The following is an 18,394-nucleotide window of genomic DNA, read 5'->3' as shown; positions in this document are numbered from 1 at the left end:
GTTCAGTCGCCTCCGCCGAAGTCTCCGCTGTCCGAGCCACTGTCACCGCCGTCCGAGTCGGCCGCGTCGTCGAGGCCGTACCGGGGCGCCGTACGGCTGCTGCGGCTGAGGCCGTCCGCCGGGCGCGAGCTCGTGGTCCCAGGCGGTGGGCGCCGGTCGGGCGGGGTGGCCGAGCTGACCACGCACACCCGGTAGCGGGTGTGGCTGTCCTCGTCGGCCAGGGCCCCGGTGACGACGGCGCGGCAGTGGCGGGTGAAGCGGGGCCAGGGGCGGGAGGTGCTGACGGGCCAGAGCGCCGCGAGGGCGGCCAGTACGGCCCACAGCGGTATCCAGGCGGTGGTCCACATGCCCGGATCCCTGGAGGGCAGCCCGGGCACCGGACACCGCGTGATCATCGCGTGGAGGGACAGGCCGAATGCCGTGACGAGGGCGGCCGTCAACGCGGGTGTGCGGTAGGTGCCGAACTCGCTGCGCAACGGCGGACGACGTGACCGGAGGACCTTTCGGAACCGCGCGAAGCGGGAGTCCTTCAGCAACTCGTACACCGTGGCGCCCTCGTGCCTGCGCACACTCGTCACGAGCGCTGCCCGTACCGGGTCCTTCTGCGTACCCAGGCGGCCGCGCGGCACGGTGATCCGGCCCGCCTCGTCGACCTCTGCGTCGCCGGCCAGGATCAGCAGACGGACGGCCGCCTCCGCGGCATGGGCCTGCTGCTGTGGAGACGCGTTGTCCCACGAGGCGCCGAGCCACCAAGCAGCCTGGATCGGATCCACGCCTGCTGCCAGGACGTCCTTCAGGAACCTGCGCTCGTCCCGTGTGCGCCGCCACCAGAGCACGTACAGCGTCGCGTTGACCCCCGCGAACGCGAGCAGCCAGCCGGTGGCGATCCATGCCATGCCGCCGCTCACGACAGGACACCCGCCGTCCCGCTCGATGGGTATGACACCGGACACCACCCCCGCTGGCCGACCTCTCCCCCGGTCTGCCGCCAACAGCCTTCTGCGGCAGACCACTTGGCGCAGTCTGTCACAGGCCGGGCATCCAGCCCCGTACGTGGCCCAGGAAGGCGGAGCAGGGACCGGCTTCGCGGTCGGCACCAGCGCCGCGTGGGCGAGACCGGATGCCGCGGCCAGTCCCGCGAGGCCGCCGCGACCGGTCGTCAGGCAGTATCGCGTGACGCATCATCGCCCTCCCCCGACGCCGTGTCGAGAACGGCGTCCAGTGTTCGCCGGGAACTCTCCAGTTGACTGATCGTCTCGGTGATGCGGGAGCGTTCGCGCCGCAACTCCCCGATGAAGGCCGGGCAGCCGGACGGCACTGTCAGTTCGTCCTTGTCGCGCACACAGCGCACCAATTTGCCGATAACCGCGGTGGAGAGCCCTGCGGCGAGCATGGTTCGGATGTGGCGAACCGCGGAGACGTCGGCCTCCTCGTACTCGCGATAGCCGTTGCCCGACCGTTCCGGCCGGAGCAGACCCTGCTCCTCGTAGTAGCGCAGCAGCCTTCTGCTCACCCCGGTCTCGAGGGCGAGGTCACCAATTCGCATCCTGAGCCTTCTCCTTGACCTTCACATTGATGTGACGCCTTACCGTCCCCGGTGTCGCTGATCACGAGAGGGAGGGAACAGATCATGCCAAGTGCAGTGATCATAGGTGCGGGACCGGGGATCGGGCAGGCAGTCGCCCGCCGGTTCGCCAGTGAGGGAATGCCGGTCACGCTGATCGCCAGGAGCGAGCGGACGCTCCGCGCCGTCGCGGACGGGCTCGCTTCCTACGACGTCCCCATCATCGGGCTGCAGGCCGACAGCACCGACCGAGTCGAGTTGGACGCGGCCCTGGACCGGGCCGTCAGTGAGCACGGCGTGCCGGAGGTCGCCGTCTACAACGCCGCGCTCGTCCGCGCGGACGGACTGGGCGAGTTGTCGGTGGCCGATCACATGGAAGCTTGGGCGGTCAACGTCGTCGGCGCACTGAGCGCCGCAGCACACCTCGCACCGGCCATGGCCGCACGGGGAAACGGAACGTTCCTGATCACGGGCGGCATGCCCGATCCCAAGCCGGAGTATGTGAGCCTTTCCCTGGGCAAATCGGGCGTCCGGACGCTGATCGAGCTACTCGATCAGCAGTACGGCCCCTCGGGAGTCCACGCGGCGAGCATCACCGTGGACGGCCCGGTCGCCCCCGGCACCGACTTCGACCCCGACGACATCGCCGAACACTACTGGCACCTGCACACACAGCCGCGCGACCAGTGGGACCGTGAGGTGCTGCACGCCGGCCGCTCCTGACAGCGCGGCTGGAGTTCCGCCGGACGTGTGCCGTCCGCTCGGAACGGACCCGGACCGTGACGCCCCTGACGCGTGACCCGAGCGGGGTGCACCGCCGCCGTCCGGCGGTGCACCCCACTCCGGGCACGCATGACCTGTCAGGCCGGATTCTCCGTCTGACGCCGGCCGACGAGAACCACCAGGCCTCCGATGACCGCGAGGCTCATGAGGACCACACCGAACACCGTGGCGCCGCCGGTGAGGCCCACCGCGTCGCTGAGATAGCCGGCGGACACGGGCAGGACGCCTGCGAGGGCATAACCCCCCACGTTCAGAGCCGCATTGGCCTCCGCGAGGCGCTGGGGAGGCACGCCGGCGTTGAGCAGCGACAGACCGCCGAGCTGCCCCATGCCCTGACCGGCCCCGGCGAGCAGCGCCGAGACGACGAGGATCTGTACCGACGACGCGTGCACAGCGATGACCAGCGCGATCATGCTCATCATGGTGCCGGCCGCGCCGGCCGTGAGGATGGTGCGCCGCCGCAGATGCTGGACGGCGAACTGCACTCCGGTAGCGGCGAGGAACATGGCGAATGCCATGACCCCGGCGACGATGCGGCTGGTGGTGCCCAGCAGCCCCGAGAGCAGCGAAGGGCCCAGCGAGAGCACGAAGGAAGTAGCGGTGATGCCGGGCGCGAACACGGCGATGCCCTGGGCGAGTTGGCGGCCACTGCCTCGCGGGACAGCGGGTATGCGCACCCAGGCACCTTTCGCCCTCGACGCGGGGCGCCGAACCGGCATGCGCAGCACTGCGAATACCGCGGTGACCAGCAGTACGGCCTCGACGACGAAGACGGTGACGGTGGGCGCGGGCAGGGTCTCGGAGAGGAGGCCGGCCAGGAACGGGCCGAGGCCGGCTCCGAAGACCATCGCGCACGAGGCGAGCAGGGCAGCGATCCGTTTGCGTTCGGGCCCCGCCACGTCGGTCACCGCGGCCATACCGGCCGAGACCGCGGCTCCGACGGCGATGCCGGTGAAGAGGCGGGCCACGATCAGCGCGATCACGCTGGTGGCGGTCGCGAAGATCAGACATGCGACCAGCGCGAGCGCCAGCGCGGGCAGCAGGACGGGCTTGCGCCCGATCCGGTCGGACAGCACACCGGAGACGAGGAGTGATCCGAGGAGGCCGACGATGTAGAACGCGAACACGACGGTCAGGGTTCCCTTGGAGAAGCCGATGTCGCGCTGCCACAGCACGTACAGCGGCGTGGCCGCGTTCGAGAGAACGAAGACGGCCGTCACCGGCCACGCGGCCAGCCAAACCCACCACAGTGGAGCGATGATCCGCCCATCGGCCTCCTTCACCGGGTCCTTCGGCCGCTCCCCGTCGGCGGCATGGACGGATGTGGTCCGCGTTTCGGACATGACTGTTCCTCCCGACTCCCCACAGTACGAATAAAGTCGAACCTAGCATGCAGTACGATAGAAGTCGTACATAGGAATCGAGTGACGAGGAGCCACCCATGCCCCCGAGCGCAGGTACCGGCCCCACCACCCATGAGGCGTCCCCGAAGCCGGCCGGCCTGCCCGAACCGCTGCCCGAACCGGCAGCCGAAGACCTTCGCCTGGAAACGGTTCTCGCCGGGCTCAGCGACCCCTTGAGGCTGACCATCGTCCGCAAACTCCTCCTGGAGTCGAACCAGTTCGACCACCCCTGCGGCTGGTTCGGCTTCGACCGGCCCAAGTCCTCCCTCACGCACCACTTCAAGGCGCTGCGGGAGGCGGGCATCACGCGCCAGCGCCAGTACGGGCTCGAGCGACGCAGCCACGTACGCATCGACGATCTCAACGCCCGCTTCCCCGGCCTCCTCGACCTGGTGGCGGCTTGGACCCCCAAGACGTGACAGACCACCGACGGTGTCGCCGAGGCGCCCTTGCACCGTTCTGTGAGCCGGCAGGCCGGTGACCGTTGCCGGGAACAGGAAGGAGAGCTCGGACGGCTTCGGCCGCGAACCCGGTCCCTCGCGTGTTCCGGTCAGGAAAGACGCTGGATCGTTGAGCACCTCCCGCCCTACGGTGACGCCATGAGCAATCGCCCGGAAACGCCTGTCACGCCCGTCGAAGCCTATGAACCCCCCTACTACGTAGCTGTCTTCACTGCAGTGCGAGCCCAGGAACAGAGCGGCTACAGCGAGACCAACGCCCGCATGGAAGACCTGGTGAAGGATGTCCCGGGGTTCCTGGGGATGGACCACGCGCAGACTCCTGGCGGGCTGGGTATCACCGTCGGGTACTTCCGGGACGCCGACGCCCTCACGCACTGGCGGACCAACGCCGAGCATCGCGCAGCGCAGAAGCGTGGGCAGGCCGAGTGGTACCGGAGCTACACGCTGCACGTGGCGAAAGTGGAACGGAGCCACGGATTCACGCGAGCGTAGGTACCGCGGGGCCCGACAGCGGACAGACCAGCGGAAGTCGCCTCCCGGTACGGCAAGCGCCGTGCCGCCAAGCTGCCCGGGTGGCGATACGAGTGCGGGTCCGTGAGGTCGAGGATGACAGAGGCCGGCGGAGGCTGTGGATCATCCCGCACGGGCGGCCGGGTCGGTGGTGAGCTTGCGGCCCTTCACCGGGCCGCCACCGTTTCCGCCACCTGAGATGTGCTTCAAACCCCTGTGCTCGATTGACAGTTGGCGCGTCACACTATTCACTCGCGTCTCAATGACGTGAGCTTTCAGTAGCGGGGGGCGACATGCGCAAGCGTCGGAACTGGTCGGTAGTGGCCGCGGCTGTGCTCAGCCTGGCGGCAGCGGGGATCACCCCGGGTGCCGCCCAGGTCCAGGACGAGGCCTACGACGAAGTCAGGCCGCTCTCCAGCACCACCGAGGCAGCCAAGCTCCGGCTCGAGGAGCGCAGAGTCTCCAGCGCCACGCTCGCGGAGCTCGACTCCCGTCTGGACAACGTCGGGGTGGCCGAGGTCCTGGCCAGCGCCAACCACACGATGAGGAACTCCGCCGACTGCTACCCGCAAGAGGCGAAGGCGTTCCCCGTGAACCCGGCACCGGCTTCCGCGTACTGCTGGGACACGGGCGACGCCTACACCCAGCGCTGGCTCCCGCAGGGCGTGACGTCGTCGGGCGACGCGGACGACGACGGCCTGTGGGGCAACGACAAGGTCCTGCTGTCCGGCTGGAAGTCCAACGACAGCCTGTTCACCACCTATCCGACCATGCTGGACAACGACCCCAACGGGCAGCATCTGGCGCGCGTGGCCTTCATCAACGCCAACAACCCCAGCTCGCTCTCGTATCGCTGGGTGCTGCTCGTGATTCCCACCGAGGGCGGCGCCAACTTCGACAACGCCGGGGTCCAGCTGGGCGGCATGGTGTGGTTCGGGGACAAGCTGATCGTCACGGCCAAGGGCGGGGACCCCAGCACCAACGCCCTGTACGTCTTCTCCATGAACCACATCCTGCAGGCCACCGTGAGCAGCAACGCGATCGGCAGGGTGTCCGGCGGCTACTCGGCCCACGGCTACCAGTACGTCATGCCGGCCATCGGCTCGTACGGCCTGAGCAAGAAGTGCGATTCCGCGGCGGGCATCGCCTGCCCCGCCCACGTCTCCCTCGACCGCAGTGCCACTCCGGACAGCATCGTCCTGAACGAGTACCAGCCCTCCGGCACCCCCAAGACCGGCAAGATGTGGGGCTACCAGCTGGCCGCGCCGTCGGAGTCGGGTATGCCGCTGCTGAAGGACTCCTCGGGATACGCGAACGTGTCCGAGATGTTCACGGCCGACATGGCCGGAGCGCAAGGCACCCTCTCCTACCGGGATCCGGCGACCGGAAAGCGGTCCTGGTACCTGCCCAGGCACCGTGGCGGCGTGGGCCAGCGCGGCGTCTACCAACGGCGCGACAGCACCGGTGTGCAGACCACGACGTGCACCGGCACCGATGCGCCGACCGCGTGCTGGGCCGCGAAGTCCCAGGGGCTGTCGCTCTGGTGGAGTACGAAGACGGTGTGGAGCCAGACCGAATGGGCTGCCGACAAGAACGCCAAGTGGGTGAACGAGGACGCCAGCAGCACCTGGAAGTCCCAGGTGATTCCCGAACGCCTGCTGTTCTCGGTTCCGTTGTCCCGCATGCCTTGACCTTGCTGGATCCGGCGGCGGGCAGGTGGCTGCGCCGCCGGATCCATGGCCCAACGGTCCGGCGGGTGCCCCGGCAGCGCCGACCGGGGTGAGGGGCACCCGGCCGGTCGCCGGTTCCTTCGGCGCCGGAGGATACTGAACTGGGCGCGGCCACCGGGCTTCTGTCAGTCCGTCACGGCCGAGGCGCATCTCCGTACCCGAGGGCCTTCAGCAGTTCGCGCTCGCGCCCGCTGCTGAGGCCGGCCCGGCGGGGCCGGTCCAGACCCTGCTCCCGCTCCCAGCGCAAGGTGTCCGCCAGCAGCTCCGTCCTGGGCCGATGCTGCAGACCGACAGCCCGGGCGGCAAAACCGCTGCGGGCGCTGAAGCCGGCCCACTCGGGGTCGGCCATCCACATCGCGAGCGATTCCGGTCCCATGAACTGCCCCGTCTTCTGGGCGAGCAGCCAGTCGGCATCGGCCTCCACCACCGGTCCGGTGTGCCCGCCGGTTTCCCGCGACAGGGCGACCCATTCGGCGAAGGGCACGACCGGGCCGACCGCGTCGTACGTTCCGGTCGTCCCCTTCTCCGCGCTGTCGAGCAGCCACGCCGAGAGGTCCCGTACGTCGACCGCCTGCGTCGCCATGCCGGGCGAAACGGGCACGAGCAGCGGCGCCAGCGGCTCGCGCGCCGCGCGGGCGACCCAGTATCCGGTGCGGCCGCTGTGGTCTCCGGGACCGCCGATCAGTCCGGCTCGCGCGATGAGGAGCCGGTCGCCGACCGCGGCCGCCGAGGCTGCCTCGCAGGCCACCTTGGCCTCCCCGTACGCCTCGCGGCCGGCCTCGTCCTGATCGGTCGCCGGGAGCAGCTGCCCCGTCTCGTCCGCGTCCGGCCGCGCATGTGAGGCGTACGCGCTGATCGAGGACACGTACGACCAGTGGGCAGCCCGCTCGCCGAGGACCGCCAGCGCCCCACGGACGAACGCCGGCTGCCACGACACCTCGACCACGGCATCCCAGTCCCGGCCCACGAGGCTCTCGTACGCCGATGGGTCACGCCTGTCCGCGGCGACGAGTGTCGCGCCCACTGCCACTTCGCCGCTCTCCCCGCGAGCCAGGCAGGTCACCCTGTGCCCGCGCTCCAGTGCCTGCCGCGAAATCTCGCGGCCCACCCACGCCGTCCCACCCAGAACCAGGATCTCCATCCGCGCACTCAAACACGGACGGCGAACCTGCGGGGTCCTGCTTCGCCGAGGGCGTACAGGCCGGCCGCGCGCCACCGGGGTGGCCTCCCCGGGACCGGCTCGTTCCCGGAGGGCACGGGCGGAGAACCGGGCGCGTGCGCATCAACGGCCCACGAACCTCCGCGGCCCCGGCGGCATCCTCTTGATGCCCGGCCAGGAGCCGACGAAGTACTGGGTGCGGCTGGGACACGCAGTCGCGGCAGTGGAGCCCGATGGTGCCGGTCATCGCTCCCCCGGGCTCCAGGAGGTCCATCGCCCACGTGGTCGACGAAGCGGCACCCGCGGAGCGCCCCGTCTCCGGCAGACCCCGCACGGAGCGTGCGGACGGCACATAGGATCTTCCACACGGCCGGTCAGGGGCACGTCAATCGGCGCCAGGAAATCGGATGAACGGAGCGTTCCGCTGTGACGGATGCGCACAACGAGGAAGTACTCGCCCGGATCGCCGGGGGGCTCGTCTACACCGAGTCGGAAGCAGCCTTCCAGGCCCCTCTGCGCCGCACGGAGCAGATCTTCGAGTACAACCTGACGCCACCGAGCAATCCGGAGAGACGCCGGTCGCTGCTCACCCGGATCCTCGGCTCGGTCGGTGAACGCACCGTGCTGCTGCCACCGTTCCACGCCGGGTTCGGCAGCAACGTCCACATCGGCGACGACTTCTTCGGGAACGTGAATCTGACGTTCGTCGATGACGTGGACATCCGCATAGGGGACGGCGTCATGATCGCTCCCGGCGTGACGCTGACCACGACGGGGCACCCGGTGCATCCCGCGCGCCGAGCTGACTTCGGTCGCTTCTCCGAGCCGATCGTGATCGAGGACAAGGTCTGGATCGGCAGCAATGTGGTGGTCCTGCCCGGTGTCCGGATCGGGTACGGATCGGTCATCGGTGCCGGCAGCGTCGTCAGCCGCAGCATTCCGCCGATGACCGTTGCACTCGGAACGCCTTGCCGAGTGGTCCGCCGCATCACGGACGAGGACCTCACCACACGCACCGCCGGAAGCGAGATCGTCTAGAGCGTGTGTGAGAAGGGGTGTGTTGGCGTGCTCAGAGGATCGTCGGGGTGCGGAAGGCAGGTCGCCCAGCCCGGCGGGAAGCAGCAATCGCCCCGGCCAGGGCCGTTCTTGAACACGCGGGTCTGCCGCACTCCGCAACTGACGGCATTCCGGGGGTTGTTCTATCGACCCGACGTGATCGGGCCGTCAGGACGGCCGCAGTTCTCGTTCCGATGAACGAGTCCGGCCGGTCCGCGCCCAGTCGTGTCGGAGCCGGGGATGACACCGGCCCCCTGAGAGGTACGGGCCCACGGCCCGGAGCGGCGGAGGGCCGGGGGCCGCCTGGTACTCGAGTCGCAGATCCCGATCCCGAACCGACGGCTCTCCTGGCGCAGCACCCGTACCGGGCCCCGTCGGCCAGGCCGGAGCGCTCGACGGTCTCACGGCAACGGCCGCGCTCAAGCGTCGTGCTGTCCACGACGCATACGCCGTCGCTCCGTACGGTGAGCCGAAGGCGTTCTCGCGGCGGTGATCCTGCCCGGCAAGTCCGTCCGGATCAACGGCCCTTGCGCACCCGGGCGGCCGCGCGTGCCTCTGCTGTCCTGCGGGCGTCGGCCGTCTTGCGGGACTCCTTCGGGCGGCCCGGACGCGTGCCCATGCCGCGGAAGGCGACGTTGCCGCTGCCCTTTCCTTCGACCGGCGGGCGCTTCGCGCCGGTGATGGCGGTCAGCTTCTCCTCGCCGGAGCGCACCTGGGTGACGGTCGGGCGGATCCGGGCGTCGGTCATGATCCGGTTGACGTCCCGCCGCTGGTTCGGGGTGACCAGGGTGACCACGTTCCCGGATTCGCCGGCGCGAGCCGTACGGCCGCCGCGGTGCAGGTAGTCCTTGGCGTCGGCCGGCGGGTCGACGTTGACGACGAGGTCGAGAGCGTCGATGTGAATGCCCCGCGCCGCGACGTTGGTGGCCACCAGCACGGTGATCGCGCCGTCCTTGAACTGGGCCAGCGTGTGGGTGCGCTGCGGCTGCGACTTCCCGCTGTGCAGAGCGCCTGCCCGTACGCCGCTGGCGCGCAGGTGACGGGTGAACTGATCCACCCCGGCCTTGGTGTCCAGGAACATCAGGACCCGGCCGTCCCGCGCGGCGATCTCGGTCGCGGTCGCGTACTTGTCGGCGGGGTGGATGTTCAGCACGTGGTGTTCCATCGTGGTGACCGCGCCCGCCACCCGGTCGAGCGAGGCCACGGCAGGCTCGTGCAGATAGTTCTGCACGAGCTGGTCGACGTTGCGGTCGAGCGTGGCCGAGAACAGCAGCCGCTGTCCGTCGGGGCGTACCTGGTCCAGGATTTCCGAGACCTGCGGCAGGAACCCCAGGTCGCACATCTGGTCCGCCTCGTCGAGCACGGTGATCCGCACCTGCTGCAGCTCGCAGAACCGACGCGACACGAGGTCGGCGAGCCGCCCCGGCGTCGCGACGACCACGTCGGCGCCGGCCCGCAGCTGCGCCGCCTGCCGGTTGATCGCCAGCCCGCCCACCACGGTGGCCAGCCGCACGTCCAGTGCCCGCGCATACGGTGCCAGCGCGTCGCTCACCTGCTGCGCGAGTTCCCGGGTCGGCACGAGGACGAGTGCGAGCGGCCGCTTCGGCTCCGCCCGCACACCCGCCGTCCGCGCCAGCAGTGCCAGCCCGAAGGCGAGCGTCTTGCCGGAGCCCGTCCGCGCGCGGCCGAGGACATCACGGCCGGCCAGCGCGTTGGGCAGGGTCGCCGCCTGGATCGGGAAGGGTTCCGTCACACCGAGGCCGGTCATCGTCGCCGTCAGTGCCGGCGGCAGCCCCAGCGCGTCGAAGGACTCGACCGGGGGCAGGCCGGTGGCAGCCGTCCGCGGCGTTGTGGGGTCGCCCTTCGGGGCGGACTGCTTCGCGTTCATGGGGGAACCTTCCTCGGCCTGGCGCCCGGCACGCGCCGGGGCCCGTACCCCTTGGTACGGGCCCCGGCGGTTTCGAAGCGTGGGCCCAGTTTACCAGCGGGCGCCCCGGCGCCTTCCTGTCCTGTCGGGCACACCCGCTGACGTACCGCGCCCCATCGGGATCAGCCGTGGCCGCGGCCCCGACGTGTCTGGCTCGGCGTCGAGCCTGTGCAGATTCGGCCATTCGTATGGCACGGCACCCGACCGTGGATCATGGGCGCCGCGTTGCGGGCGGTGGTCGGTCCGTTGCTGTCACCGTGACCGGAGCAGGCGAGGCGGCGCACGGGACGGGTCCGGCCCAGGGACGCCCAGCCGTCAGAAAACAACAAAATCTGACGTTGTCATTGTGGTGGTTGTGTTCCCTTTCTAGGGTGGGCGCGTCTCAACAGGTGTCGCCCATCACACCAGTTGCACATCCTGGCGCACTAGGAAGGCCCTGCCATGGCCCACCCGAACTCGTCCCCCCACTCCCCCTCCCCTCGCGCATACGTGAGCCGCCGCCGCCTCATCGAGGCGGGCGCCGCCGTGGTCGGCGGCCTCGTCCTGTCCGGCGCACCGCCCTTTGCCCGCGCGTTCGCCGCATCCGGCGGGATCGCGGCCGCCGGTGACGAATGGAACGGCCGCATCGACGTCTTCCGGCTCGGCACCGAGCCTCCGCACGCCACGCTCATGCCGTACGCGAACCTCCAGCAGGCGCTCACCGCCGACCGCACCACATCCCCGTGGCGGCAGAGCCTCGACGGGACATGGAAGTTCGCGTACGTGGACCGGCCCGCCGACAAGAAGGCGGACTTCTACCGCACCGATCTCGACGACTCCGCCTGGGAGGACACCCCGGTCCCCTCGGCGTGGCAGCTGCACGGCCACGACTACCCGGTCTACGTCAACATCACCTACCCGTGGTGGGGCCCCAACGGGCTCGGCGAGGACGCCCAGCCGCCGGCCGCGCCGACCCGGTACAACCCCGTCGGCCAGTACCGGCGTACCTTCACCGTGCCCAGGGGCTGGGCGGACCGGCGCACGTTCCTGCATTTCGAGGGGGTCAAGGCCGCCCACTACGTGTGGATCAACGGTCACCTGACCGGCTACCACGAGGACTCGTACACCCCGGCCGAGTACGACATCACCCCGTATCTGAAGGAGGGCACCAACCAGATCGCCGTCGAGGTCTACCGCTACTCCGACGGCGACTGGCTCCAGGACCAGGACATGATCCGGCTGAGCGGCATCTTCCGGTCGGTGTATCTGTACTCGGCGCCCGGCGTCCATGTACGGGATTTCAAGCTCGACACCCCGCTCGGGGACGGGTTCACCACCGCCGAGCTGTCCGTCACCGCCCACGTACGGGACTCCACGGGCGAATCGGGCGCGGCGGCCTTCACGGTCGAGACACAGCTGTACGACGCCGGGGGGCACGCGGTGTGGTCGCGTCCGCTGGCCCTGCGCGCCTCGCCGGCCGGCGGTGAGGTGGCCGTCACGGGCGCCAGGTCCGTTCCCTCACCACGCCTGTGGTCCGCGGAGGACCCCTACCTGTACACCGCCGTCATTCAGCTCCGTGATCCTTCCGGCAAGGTCGTGGAGACCCTCTCGCACCGGGTCGGTCTGCGTGATTTCGCGCTCAGGGACGGACTGATGCGCGTCAACGGGCAGCCGGTCAGCTTCCGCGGCACCAACCGGCACGAGATGCACCCGGAACGCGGTTCGGCGCTCAGCCGCGCCGATCTGGTCGACGACATCACGCTCATCAAGCGCCTGAACATCAACTCGGTCCGTACCTCGCACTACCCCAACAACCCGCTCTGGCTCGAACTCGCCGACGAGTACGGTCTCTATCTCGTCGACGAGGCCAACCTGGAGACGCACGGCATCCGTGACCGGTACCCGACCGACCGGGCGGACTGGACCGCGGCGTGCCTGGACCGAGCGCGGAACATGGTCCACCGGGACAAGAACCACGCCTGCGTCGTCATCTGGTCGCTGGGCAACGAGGCCGGCTCGGGGTCGGCCTTCCGGGCCATGCACGACTGGATCCGCTCCTACGATCCGACGCGCGTCATCCAGTACGAGGGCGACGACGGCCCCGCCACCAGCGATATCCGTTCAAGGATGTACGAATCGCCGAGCCGAGTGGAGGCCCGGGCGAAGGACGCCTCGGACACCAGGCCCTACGTCATGATCGAGTACGCCCACTCGATGGGAAACTCGACCGGCAACTTCAAGGAGTACTGGGACGTCGTCCGCCGCTACGACGTCCTGCAGGGCGGCTGGATCTGGGACTTCGTCGACCAGGCGCTCACCTGGCCGACGCCTGCGCGCAAGCTGCTCACCGAGACCGGGCCCATGGGCCTCAAGGGCGAGGTCATCAACCCGTCGGGGTCGTTCAGCCCCGAGCAGGGTGTCAGCGGCGCGACCGTCTTCGCGCGCGACGACCGGCTCGACCTGACCGGATCGCTCACCCTCGAGGCCTGGGTGACCCCGCACGTCCGCGGCTTCCACCAGCCGATCCTGGCGAAGGGCGACACCCAGTACGCGCTGAAGCAGGCGGACAGGGGCCTGGAGTTCTACATCTACGCGGACGGGCAGTGGATCGCGGCTTCCTGGACGACCCCGGACGACGGCTGGACGGGCGGGGAACATCACGTCGCGGGCGTCTTCGACGCGGACGCGGGAACGCTGACCCTGTACGTGGACGGCGAGGCCAGAGCCACGAAGAACACCGACCGCAGGCCCAGCAGCAACACCGCGTCGCTCTCCCTCGCCGGTGAAGTGGAGAACCCGACGCGGGAGTTCAGCGGGACGATCCGGCGGGCCCGGGTGTACGCGCGTGCCCTGAAGGCAGCCGAACTCGCCGACGACCGGCGTGGCCCCGGCGACGACGGCGTGCGCTTCTGGTTCGACGCGCGGACCGCCCGGTTCGAACAGAAGAAGGCCGGGGCGAAGACCTTCTACGCCTACGGCGGCGACTGGGGCGACAATCCCAACGACGGCGCGTTCGCCGGCGACGGCATCGTCCTGCCCGACCGCCGCCACACGGGCAAGGCGGCCGAGGTCAAGCGGATCTACCAGACGGTCCACGCGACCCGCGCGGACGACGCCGCGCCCGGCGAGATCACCCTCACGAACGAGAACCTGTTCACCAACCTCCGCGCGTACAGAGGAACCTGGGAACTGTCCGCCGACGGCGAGACGGTACGGAGCGGCAGCATCCGGCGTGATCAGCTCGACCTGGCGCCGATGGCGGAGAAGGCGATCACGCTGCCGGTGGAACTGCCCACGAACGCCGCACCCGGGACCGAGTACTTCCTCCAGCTGTCCTTCACGACGAAGGAACGCACACCCTGGGCGGACGAGGGCTTCGAGGTGGCGCGGGTGCAGCTGCCCCTCGGCAGGAGCGGCCCCGGGATCGTGCCGGTTCCGTTGGCCGAGGTGCCCAAGCTGTCGTTCCGGAGCGGTGACACCGGGATCACCGTCACCGGCGGCAACTTCGAGGTCGTCATCGACAAGTCGACCGGCGTCATCACGTCGTACGAGGCGGCAGGCACGAAGCTCCTCGTTTCCGGCCCCGTGCCCAACTTCTGGCGTGCCCCGACCGACAACGACAACGGCAACGGCCAGCACACCCGCAACCGGACGTGGCGGGACGCGGGTGCACGGCGCACGGTGACCGATGTGACGGTGCGTGGGCTCGACGGGCGTGCGGTCGAGATCGCGGTACGGGGAACGCTGCCGACGAGCACCGCCTCCGCGTTCACCACGACCTTCACCGTCTTCGGCAACGGCGAGATCAAGGTCGACAACACCCTTGCTCCGGGCGACCCGTCCCTCCCCTACATCCCGGAGGTCGGGACGATCCTGTGCCTTCCCGCGGCGCTGGAGCGGTTCCACTATTACGGCCGCGGCCCCGAAGAGAGCCACTGGGACCGCAAGGACGGTACGGACGTGGGGCGTTGGTCCGGTACGGTCACCGCTCAGTGGAGCCCGTACCTGCGGCCGCAGGAGAACGGGAACAAGACCGACGTACGCTGGGCGGCGCTCACCGACCGGCACGGTCGCGGCCTGCTCGTCAGCGGCGACGGGCTTCTGGAAGTGAACGCCTCCCACTTCACCCCGGAGGACCTGTCCGTCGGAGCCCGTCACGACTACCAGCTCACGCCTCGTGACGAGGTGGTCCTGCGGGTCAACCACCGGCAGATGGGCGTCGGTGGTGACAACAGCTGGGGCGCGCACACGCATGACGCGTACAAGCTGCTCGCCGACCGCAACTACGCGTTCACGTACCGGTTGCGGCCGCTCACGGACGTGCGGAACGCGACGAGCCTGTCCCGCCGGCCGACGGCGGCGGGGTAGCCGATGCGGCAGGTGCCGGCGCCCGCCGCCGGGCGCCGGCACCTGCCCCCGGGCGCCCAGGGCGGATCACCGCGGGCCGGGCCCCTCCAGGGGTACGTCGCCCGCGGCGGTCCGCTCGGCCAGCTTCTGGAACTCACCGAGGTCGTAGTTGGCCAGGACCGAGTCCAGATTGGTGAGGGCTCCCAGGTGCTCCACGAAGCCCTGGGGGTCGTATTCGATCTGCAGTGTCAGCCGACTCGACTCGTCGTCCAGTCGATGGAAGGTGACCACACCGGCGTGGTGGACGCCCTCCGTCGTCTTCCAGGCGATCCGGTCCTCCGCCACGACCTCGGTGAGTTCGGCGAGGAAGCTCTTGTCCACCCCCGGCAGGGCGAGCTGCCAGGCGAACCGGCGCTCGTCCAGCGGATCGACGCGCTGGACGTGGCTCAGAAAGGTGGGCCACTGCGTCACGTCACTCCACAGCGCCCAGCTGATGGCGACCGGGGCCTTCATATCTACGGTCTCAACGATCGATGAGGACATGCGGACTCCTTCGGGGGTTCGGGGGTTCGTCAGCGGTTCGCGGGGCCTGCGTACGGGGGATCAGCCCGGGGTGGCCAGCGTGAAGGGGTGTCCGGCGGGATCGGAATAGAGGCGCGCGTCCCGCAGGCCCCCGTTGTTCTTCGTGTCCAGAGGCCGCGCGCCGAGACCCACCGCCTCGCGCTCCGCCTCGTCGAGATCCTCGCGTGCCACCAGGATGCGCAGATGAGCCTGCTGGGAATCGTCGGGCCTCGGCCAGCTCGGTGGCGCGTAACCGTGGTCCCTGCGGATCGCGAGATGCACTCCGCGGTGGCCCACGATCTCGACGATATCGGGGTCGTTGCCGATGTGGACCTCCGCGTCGAGCAACATGGCGTAGAAGTCGGCCAGTTCCTTCGGCTCCGCGCAGTCCAGCACCAGCACGCTCGTCTTCGGCACTGCCACGGCCATCCTCCTCCTGCTTCGCGGGCATCCGGGTTCCGGACGTGGTTTCGACTACCCGCGTCCCGCAGGAGCACACCCGGGCCGCCGGCTGCGAGGGTCGGCCGGCGGCGCGACGTCGGGGTGGCTCATTCCGCGCCCTCCCCGGGTTTCCGTCCCCAGGCCGTGAGCATGCCGGCCGACAGGGCGGCGCACTCGTCCGACCTCAGATAGCGGACCGCGGCGTCCACGGCCGCATCGTCGACCAGGCCCGTGTCGAGCATCGCCGCCCTGCTGCGCTCCCATGTGTCCTCCCAGAAGCGGCTGATGGCGCTGCCCGGCAGCAGCGGTGGTACGTGGATCTCGGCGGCGACGGATGCGAGCCCCATCCCGCGCAGCAGCTGCGGGTACGACGGAACCCAGGAGACATCGGTGCCGATCGCGGTCCGCAGGCCCTGCCACATGGCGCGCATCACCGCGGTGTACGGCGTGTGGGGCGCCCGGTCGCTCGTCAGGTCGACCGCGTCGCTGAGCACCAGTACTCCGCCGGGCGCGACCAGTTCGGCCAATGCCGTGATCACGCGGTCGCGCTCGGGCAGGTGCATCAGCACGAAGCGTGCGTGGACGAGCTGGAACCGGCCGGGGGCGAAGTCCGGACGTGTGACGTCGGCCTCCCGTACGTCGAGACCGGGCAGGGACCGGTCTCCGAGGAACCGTACGTCGCGGTCCACGGCGAGCACGCTCGCCACCCCGGTCTCCCGCAGCAGCCGGCGGGACACGGTGCCCGTACCGGCACCGACGTCGAGGCAGCGCCAGCCCGGGCCGGCCCCGACGGCCCGCAGGCGCGCCATGGTGATCTCGTCGTAGGCGAGGGCCCCGAAGTCGATTCGCTCCCCCTCCCCCGTCTGTTCGGGACGGAAGAACGCCTCCCCGTAGCGGCCGTCGCCCGCCGCGGCCCCGCGCGGTGTGCCGGTCACGCCTGCGCCCGTCCGGCGGGGTCGGCACTCATGGGTCCCCGTGCCCGGGGCGCGGGGAACTGGAGCAGCAGGTCGCTCATTGGTCGCAAGGCCGGGCCTCTCCACGCGGTGGGGGTGGTGCCGGGCGGCCCGCCGTGAAGGTGCCGGGCCCCGGCCCTGCCGATCCTCCCCCGGCGGCCGCCGCCCCGGCCGAGGCGCGCCGCGTCGCGGCGGACCGGGGACCGCCGCTTGCGCACATCGGGCGACGGTTCGCGCACGCACCGGCACCACGTGCGGACACCGGGCAATGGTTCGCGCACATACGGTCACGGCCGGCGGTGACCGGGCGGGCGGGTGACCGCGGAGGCCGGCGCCGACGGGCGGGCGAGCGGGTGCCGCCTCCTGTTCCGTACCCTGAAGAGATGCGTATGCGCCCCACTCTGAGCTGGGCCCCCACCGAAGACCTGCCTCCTGCCACCACCGACCTGGAGCCGGTCGTCGATGCGCTCCGCACCGGCGGCGTCCTGGTACTCAGTGGGGCGGGCATCTCCACGGAGTCGGGCATCCCCGACTACCGGGGCGAGGGCGGAAGCCTGAGCCGGCACACTCCGATGACGTACCAGGACTTCACCGGCGGCGCCCAGGCCCGTCGCCGGTACTGGGCACGCAGCCACCTCGGCTGGCGTACGTTCGGCAGGGCCCGCCCGAACGCCGGGCACCGGGCCGTGGCGGCGTTCGAGCGGCACGGCCTGCTCTCGGGTGTGATCACCCAGAACGTCGACGGGCTGCACCGGGCCGCGGGCAGCGAGGACGCCGTGGAACTCCACGGAAGTCTGGAACGGGTCGTGTGCCTTTCCTGCGGCGCGCTCAGCCTGCGCCGCGACCTTGCCCGGCGGCTGGAGGAGGCCAACACGGGCTTCGCACCGGTGGCCGCCGCGATCAATCCGGATGGTGACGCCGATCTCACCGACGAGCAGGTCGGGGACTTTCACGTGGTGTCCTGCGCGGACTGCGGCGGGATCCTCAAACCGGATGTGGTGTTCTTCGGCGAAGCCGTGCCCCCACAGCGGGTCGAGCACTGCCGCGGCCTGGTCCGCGAAGCGGCCTCGTTGCTGGTCCTGGGCTCCTCTCTGACCGTGATGTCCGGGCTCCGGTTCGTCCGCTACGCGGCCCAGGACAAGAAGCCCGTACTGATCGTCAACCGGGACCTCACGCGGGGCGACCCGCTCGCCGTCGTCCGCGTCGCGCTCCCGCTCGGAGCGGCCCTCTCCGCCGTGGCCGGCCACCTGGGTATCGCCGTCGACGAGGAGGCGGCCGGGCCGGCGTGAAAGAGGCTTGAGCTCCCTGCGTGCAGTCATCGGAGTCATTGCAGTCGATGAACGCGTCACTCCGGGAACAATGCTTCTTTCGTCTCTTTCGCCGATTCAGGGCAATGTCCGGTGACGTGCGGGGGGGGGGGGCGCCCCGGGGGGCCGGGCCCCCCCCCCCCCCCCCCCCCCCCGGCCCGGGTTTCCGGCCGCGTGGCCCCAAAAAAAGAGCGGGCGGCCGCCCCCCCCCCC

15 protein-coding genes are annotated in these 18,394 nt (G+C 70.3%); 7 read left to right on the top strand and 8 right to left on the bottom strand.

Annotated elements, in window-relative coordinates; translation table 11 throughout:
• Positions 1-2: 2 nt before the first annotated feature.
• Positions 3-896 (bottom strand): hypothetical protein, encoded by an 894-nt coding sequence (locus tag ACIQMX_RS12860; RefSeq protein ID WP_363069473.1) that lies wholly within the window; start codon positions 894-896, stop codon positions 3-5.
• Positions 897-1,159: 263 nt separating this feature from the next.
• Positions 1,160-1,546: a MerR family transcriptional regulator gene (locus ACIQMX_RS12855; RefSeq protein WP_363069471.1), complete on the bottom strand. Its 387-nt coding sequence runs from the start codon at positions 1,544-1,546 to the stop codon at positions 1,160-1,162.
• Between the two features lie 84 nt (positions 1,547-1,630).
• On the opposite strand from ACIQMX_RS12855, the gene ACIQMX_RS12850 reads away from it, so the two are divergent.
• Positions 1,631-2,287, top strand: a complete 657-nt coding sequence (locus ACIQMX_RS12850) for an SDR family NAD(P)-dependent oxidoreductase (RefSeq protein WP_363069469.1) — start codon at positions 1,631-1,633, stop codon at positions 2,285-2,287.
• A gap of 137 nt (positions 2,288-2,424) precedes the next feature.
• On the opposite strand, the gene ACIQMX_RS12845 is transcribed toward ACIQMX_RS12850, so the two are convergent.
• Complete coding sequence (locus ACIQMX_RS12845) at positions 2,425-3,690, bottom strand: MFS transporter (protein ID WP_363069467.1); 1,266 nt, start codon at positions 3,688-3,690, stop codon at positions 2,425-2,427.
• Between the two features lie 98 nt (positions 3,691-3,788).
• Here ACIQMX_RS12845 and ACIQMX_RS12840 point away from each other — a divergent pair, with 98 nt between their 5' ends.
• The 3 genes from ACIQMX_RS12840 (at position 3,789) to ACIQMX_RS12830 (ending at position 6,412) form a co-directional block, all read left to right on the top strand.
• Positions 3,789-4,169, top strand: coding sequence for a helix-turn-helix domain-containing protein (locus ACIQMX_RS12840; protein ID WP_363069465.1), 381 nt, complete (start codon positions 3,789-3,791; stop codon positions 4,167-4,169).
• Positions 4,170-4,349: 180 nt separating this feature from the next.
• Positions 4,350-4,703 (top strand): antibiotic biosynthesis monooxygenase, encoded by a 354-nt coding sequence (locus ACIQMX_RS12835; protein ID WP_363069463.1) that lies wholly within the window; start codon positions 4,350-4,352, stop codon positions 4,701-4,703.
• Between the two features lie 311 nt (positions 4,704-5,014).
• Positions 5,015-6,412 (top strand): hypothetical protein, encoded by a 1,398-nt coding sequence (locus tag ACIQMX_RS12830; RefSeq protein WP_363069461.1) that lies wholly within the window; start codon positions 5,015-5,017, stop codon positions 6,410-6,412.
• Positions 6,413-6,584: 172 nt separating this feature from the next.
• Here the strand turns inward: ACIQMX_RS12830 and ACIQMX_RS12825 are convergent, their stop codons facing one another.
• A complete protein-coding gene (locus tag ACIQMX_RS12825; RefSeq protein WP_402477223.1) occupies positions 6,585-7,592 on the bottom strand; it encodes an NAD-dependent epimerase/dehydratase family protein in 1,008 nt (335 codons plus the stop codon).
• Between the two features lie 444 nt (positions 7,593-8,036).
• Between ACIQMX_RS12825 and ACIQMX_RS12820 the strand changes: the two genes are divergently transcribed.
• On the top strand, positions 8,037-8,648 hold the full coding sequence (locus ACIQMX_RS12820; RefSeq protein ID WP_363069457.1) for a sugar O-acetyltransferase: 612 nt from the start codon (positions 8,037-8,039) through the stop codon (positions 8,646-8,648).
• 535 nt (positions 8,649-9,183) lie between these two features.
• On the opposite strand, the gene ACIQMX_RS12815 is transcribed toward ACIQMX_RS12820, so the two are convergent.
• Entirely contained in the window at positions 9,184-10,554 is a 1,371-nt protein-coding gene (locus ACIQMX_RS12815; RefSeq protein WP_402477220.1) for a DEAD/DEAH box helicase, read from the bottom strand.
• 480 nt (positions 10,555-11,034) lie between these two features.
• Here ACIQMX_RS12815 and ACIQMX_RS12810 point away from each other — a divergent pair, with 480 nt between their 5' ends.
• Positions 11,035-14,940, top strand: a complete 3,906-nt coding sequence (locus ACIQMX_RS12810) for a glycoside hydrolase family 2 TIM barrel-domain containing protein (protein WP_402477218.1) — start codon at positions 11,035-11,037, stop codon at positions 14,938-14,940.
• Positions 14,941-15,006: 66 nt separating this feature from the next.
• Here the strand turns inward: ACIQMX_RS12810 and ACIQMX_RS12805 are convergent, their stop codons facing one another.
• The 3 genes from ACIQMX_RS12805 to ACIQMX_RS12795 all read right to left on the bottom strand — a co-directional run bounded on the left by ACIQMX_RS12805 (position 15,007) and on the right by ACIQMX_RS12795 (position 16,856).
• Complete coding sequence (locus tag ACIQMX_RS12805; RefSeq protein WP_402477215.1) at positions 15,007-15,462, bottom strand: SRPBCC family protein; 456 nt, start codon at positions 15,460-15,462, stop codon at positions 15,007-15,009.
• Between the two features lie 60 nt (positions 15,463-15,522).
• Entirely contained in the window at positions 15,523-15,903 is a 381-nt protein-coding gene (locus tag ACIQMX_RS12800; protein ID WP_363069449.1) for a VOC family protein, read from the bottom strand.
• A 125-nt stretch (positions 15,904-16,028) separates the two neighbouring features.
• Entirely contained in the window at positions 16,029-16,856 is an 828-nt protein-coding gene (locus ACIQMX_RS12795; RefSeq protein WP_402477212.1) for a class I SAM-dependent methyltransferase, read from the bottom strand.
• Positions 16,857-17,257: 401 nt separating this feature from the next.
• Between ACIQMX_RS12795 and ACIQMX_RS12790 the strand changes: the two genes are divergently transcribed.
• Positions 17,258-18,163 (top strand): NAD-dependent protein deacetylase, encoded by a 906-nt coding sequence (locus ACIQMX_RS12790; RefSeq protein ID WP_402477210.1) that lies wholly within the window; start codon positions 17,258-17,260, stop codon positions 18,161-18,163.
• The last annotated feature ends 231 nt before the right edge of the window (positions 18,164-18,394 follow it).

The organism is Streptomyces sp. NPDC091416 (genome assembly GCF_044756845.1).
Classification (GTDB): Bacteria; Actinomycetota; Actinomycetes; order Streptomycetales; family Streptomycetaceae; genus Streptomyces.
The sequence above is the reverse complement of the archived record's forward strand: the minus strand, read 5'-3'. Positions and strand labels throughout refer to the sequence as shown.

Excerpts from the sequence above, each read along its gene's own strand:
- ACIQMX_RS12860 (WP_363069473.1), bottom strand. The coding sequence starts at position 896 with ATGGCATGGATCGCCACCGGCTGGCTGCTCGCGTTCGCGGGGGTCAAC.
- ACIQMX_RS12855 (WP_363069471.1), bottom strand. The coding sequence starts at position 1,546 with ATGCGAATTGGTGACCTCGCCCTCGAGACCGGGGTGAGCAGAAGGCTG.
- ACIQMX_RS12850 (WP_363069469.1), top strand. The coding sequence starts at position 1,631 with ATGCCAAGTGCAGTGATCATAGGTGCGGGACCGGGGATCGGGCAGGCA.
- ACIQMX_RS12845 (WP_363069467.1), bottom strand. The coding sequence starts at position 3,690 with ATGTCCGAAACGCGGACCACATCCGTCCATGCCGCCGACGGGGAGCGG.
- ACIQMX_RS12840 (WP_363069465.1), top strand. The coding sequence starts at position 3,789 with ATGCCCCCGAGCGCAGGTACCGGCCCCACCACCCATGAGGCGTCCCCG.
- ACIQMX_RS12835 (WP_363069463.1), top strand. The coding sequence starts at position 4,350 with ATGAGCAATCGCCCGGAAACGCCTGTCACGCCCGTCGAAGCCTATGAA.
- ACIQMX_RS12830 (WP_363069461.1), top strand. The coding sequence starts at position 5,015 with ATGCGCAAGCGTCGGAACTGGTCGGTAGTGGCCGCGGCTGTGCTCAGC.
- ACIQMX_RS12825 (WP_402477223.1), bottom strand. The coding sequence starts at position 7,592 with ATGGAGATCCTGGTTCTGGGTGGGACGGCGTGGGTGGGCCGCGAGATT.
- ACIQMX_RS12815 (WP_402477220.1), bottom strand. The coding sequence starts at position 10,554 with ATGAACGCGAAGCAGTCCGCCCCGAAGGGCGACCCCACAACGCCGCGG.
- ACIQMX_RS12810 (WP_402477218.1), top strand. The coding sequence starts at position 11,035 with ATGGCCCACCCGAACTCGTCCCCCCACTCCCCCTCCCCTCGCGCATAC.
- ACIQMX_RS12805 (WP_402477215.1), bottom strand. The coding sequence starts at position 15,462 with ATGTCCTCATCGATCGTTGAGACCGTAGATATGAAGGCCCCGGTCGCC.
- ACIQMX_RS12790 (WP_402477210.1), top strand. The coding sequence starts at position 17,258 with ATGCGTATGCGCCCCACTCTGAGCTGGGCCCCCACCGAAGACCTGCCT.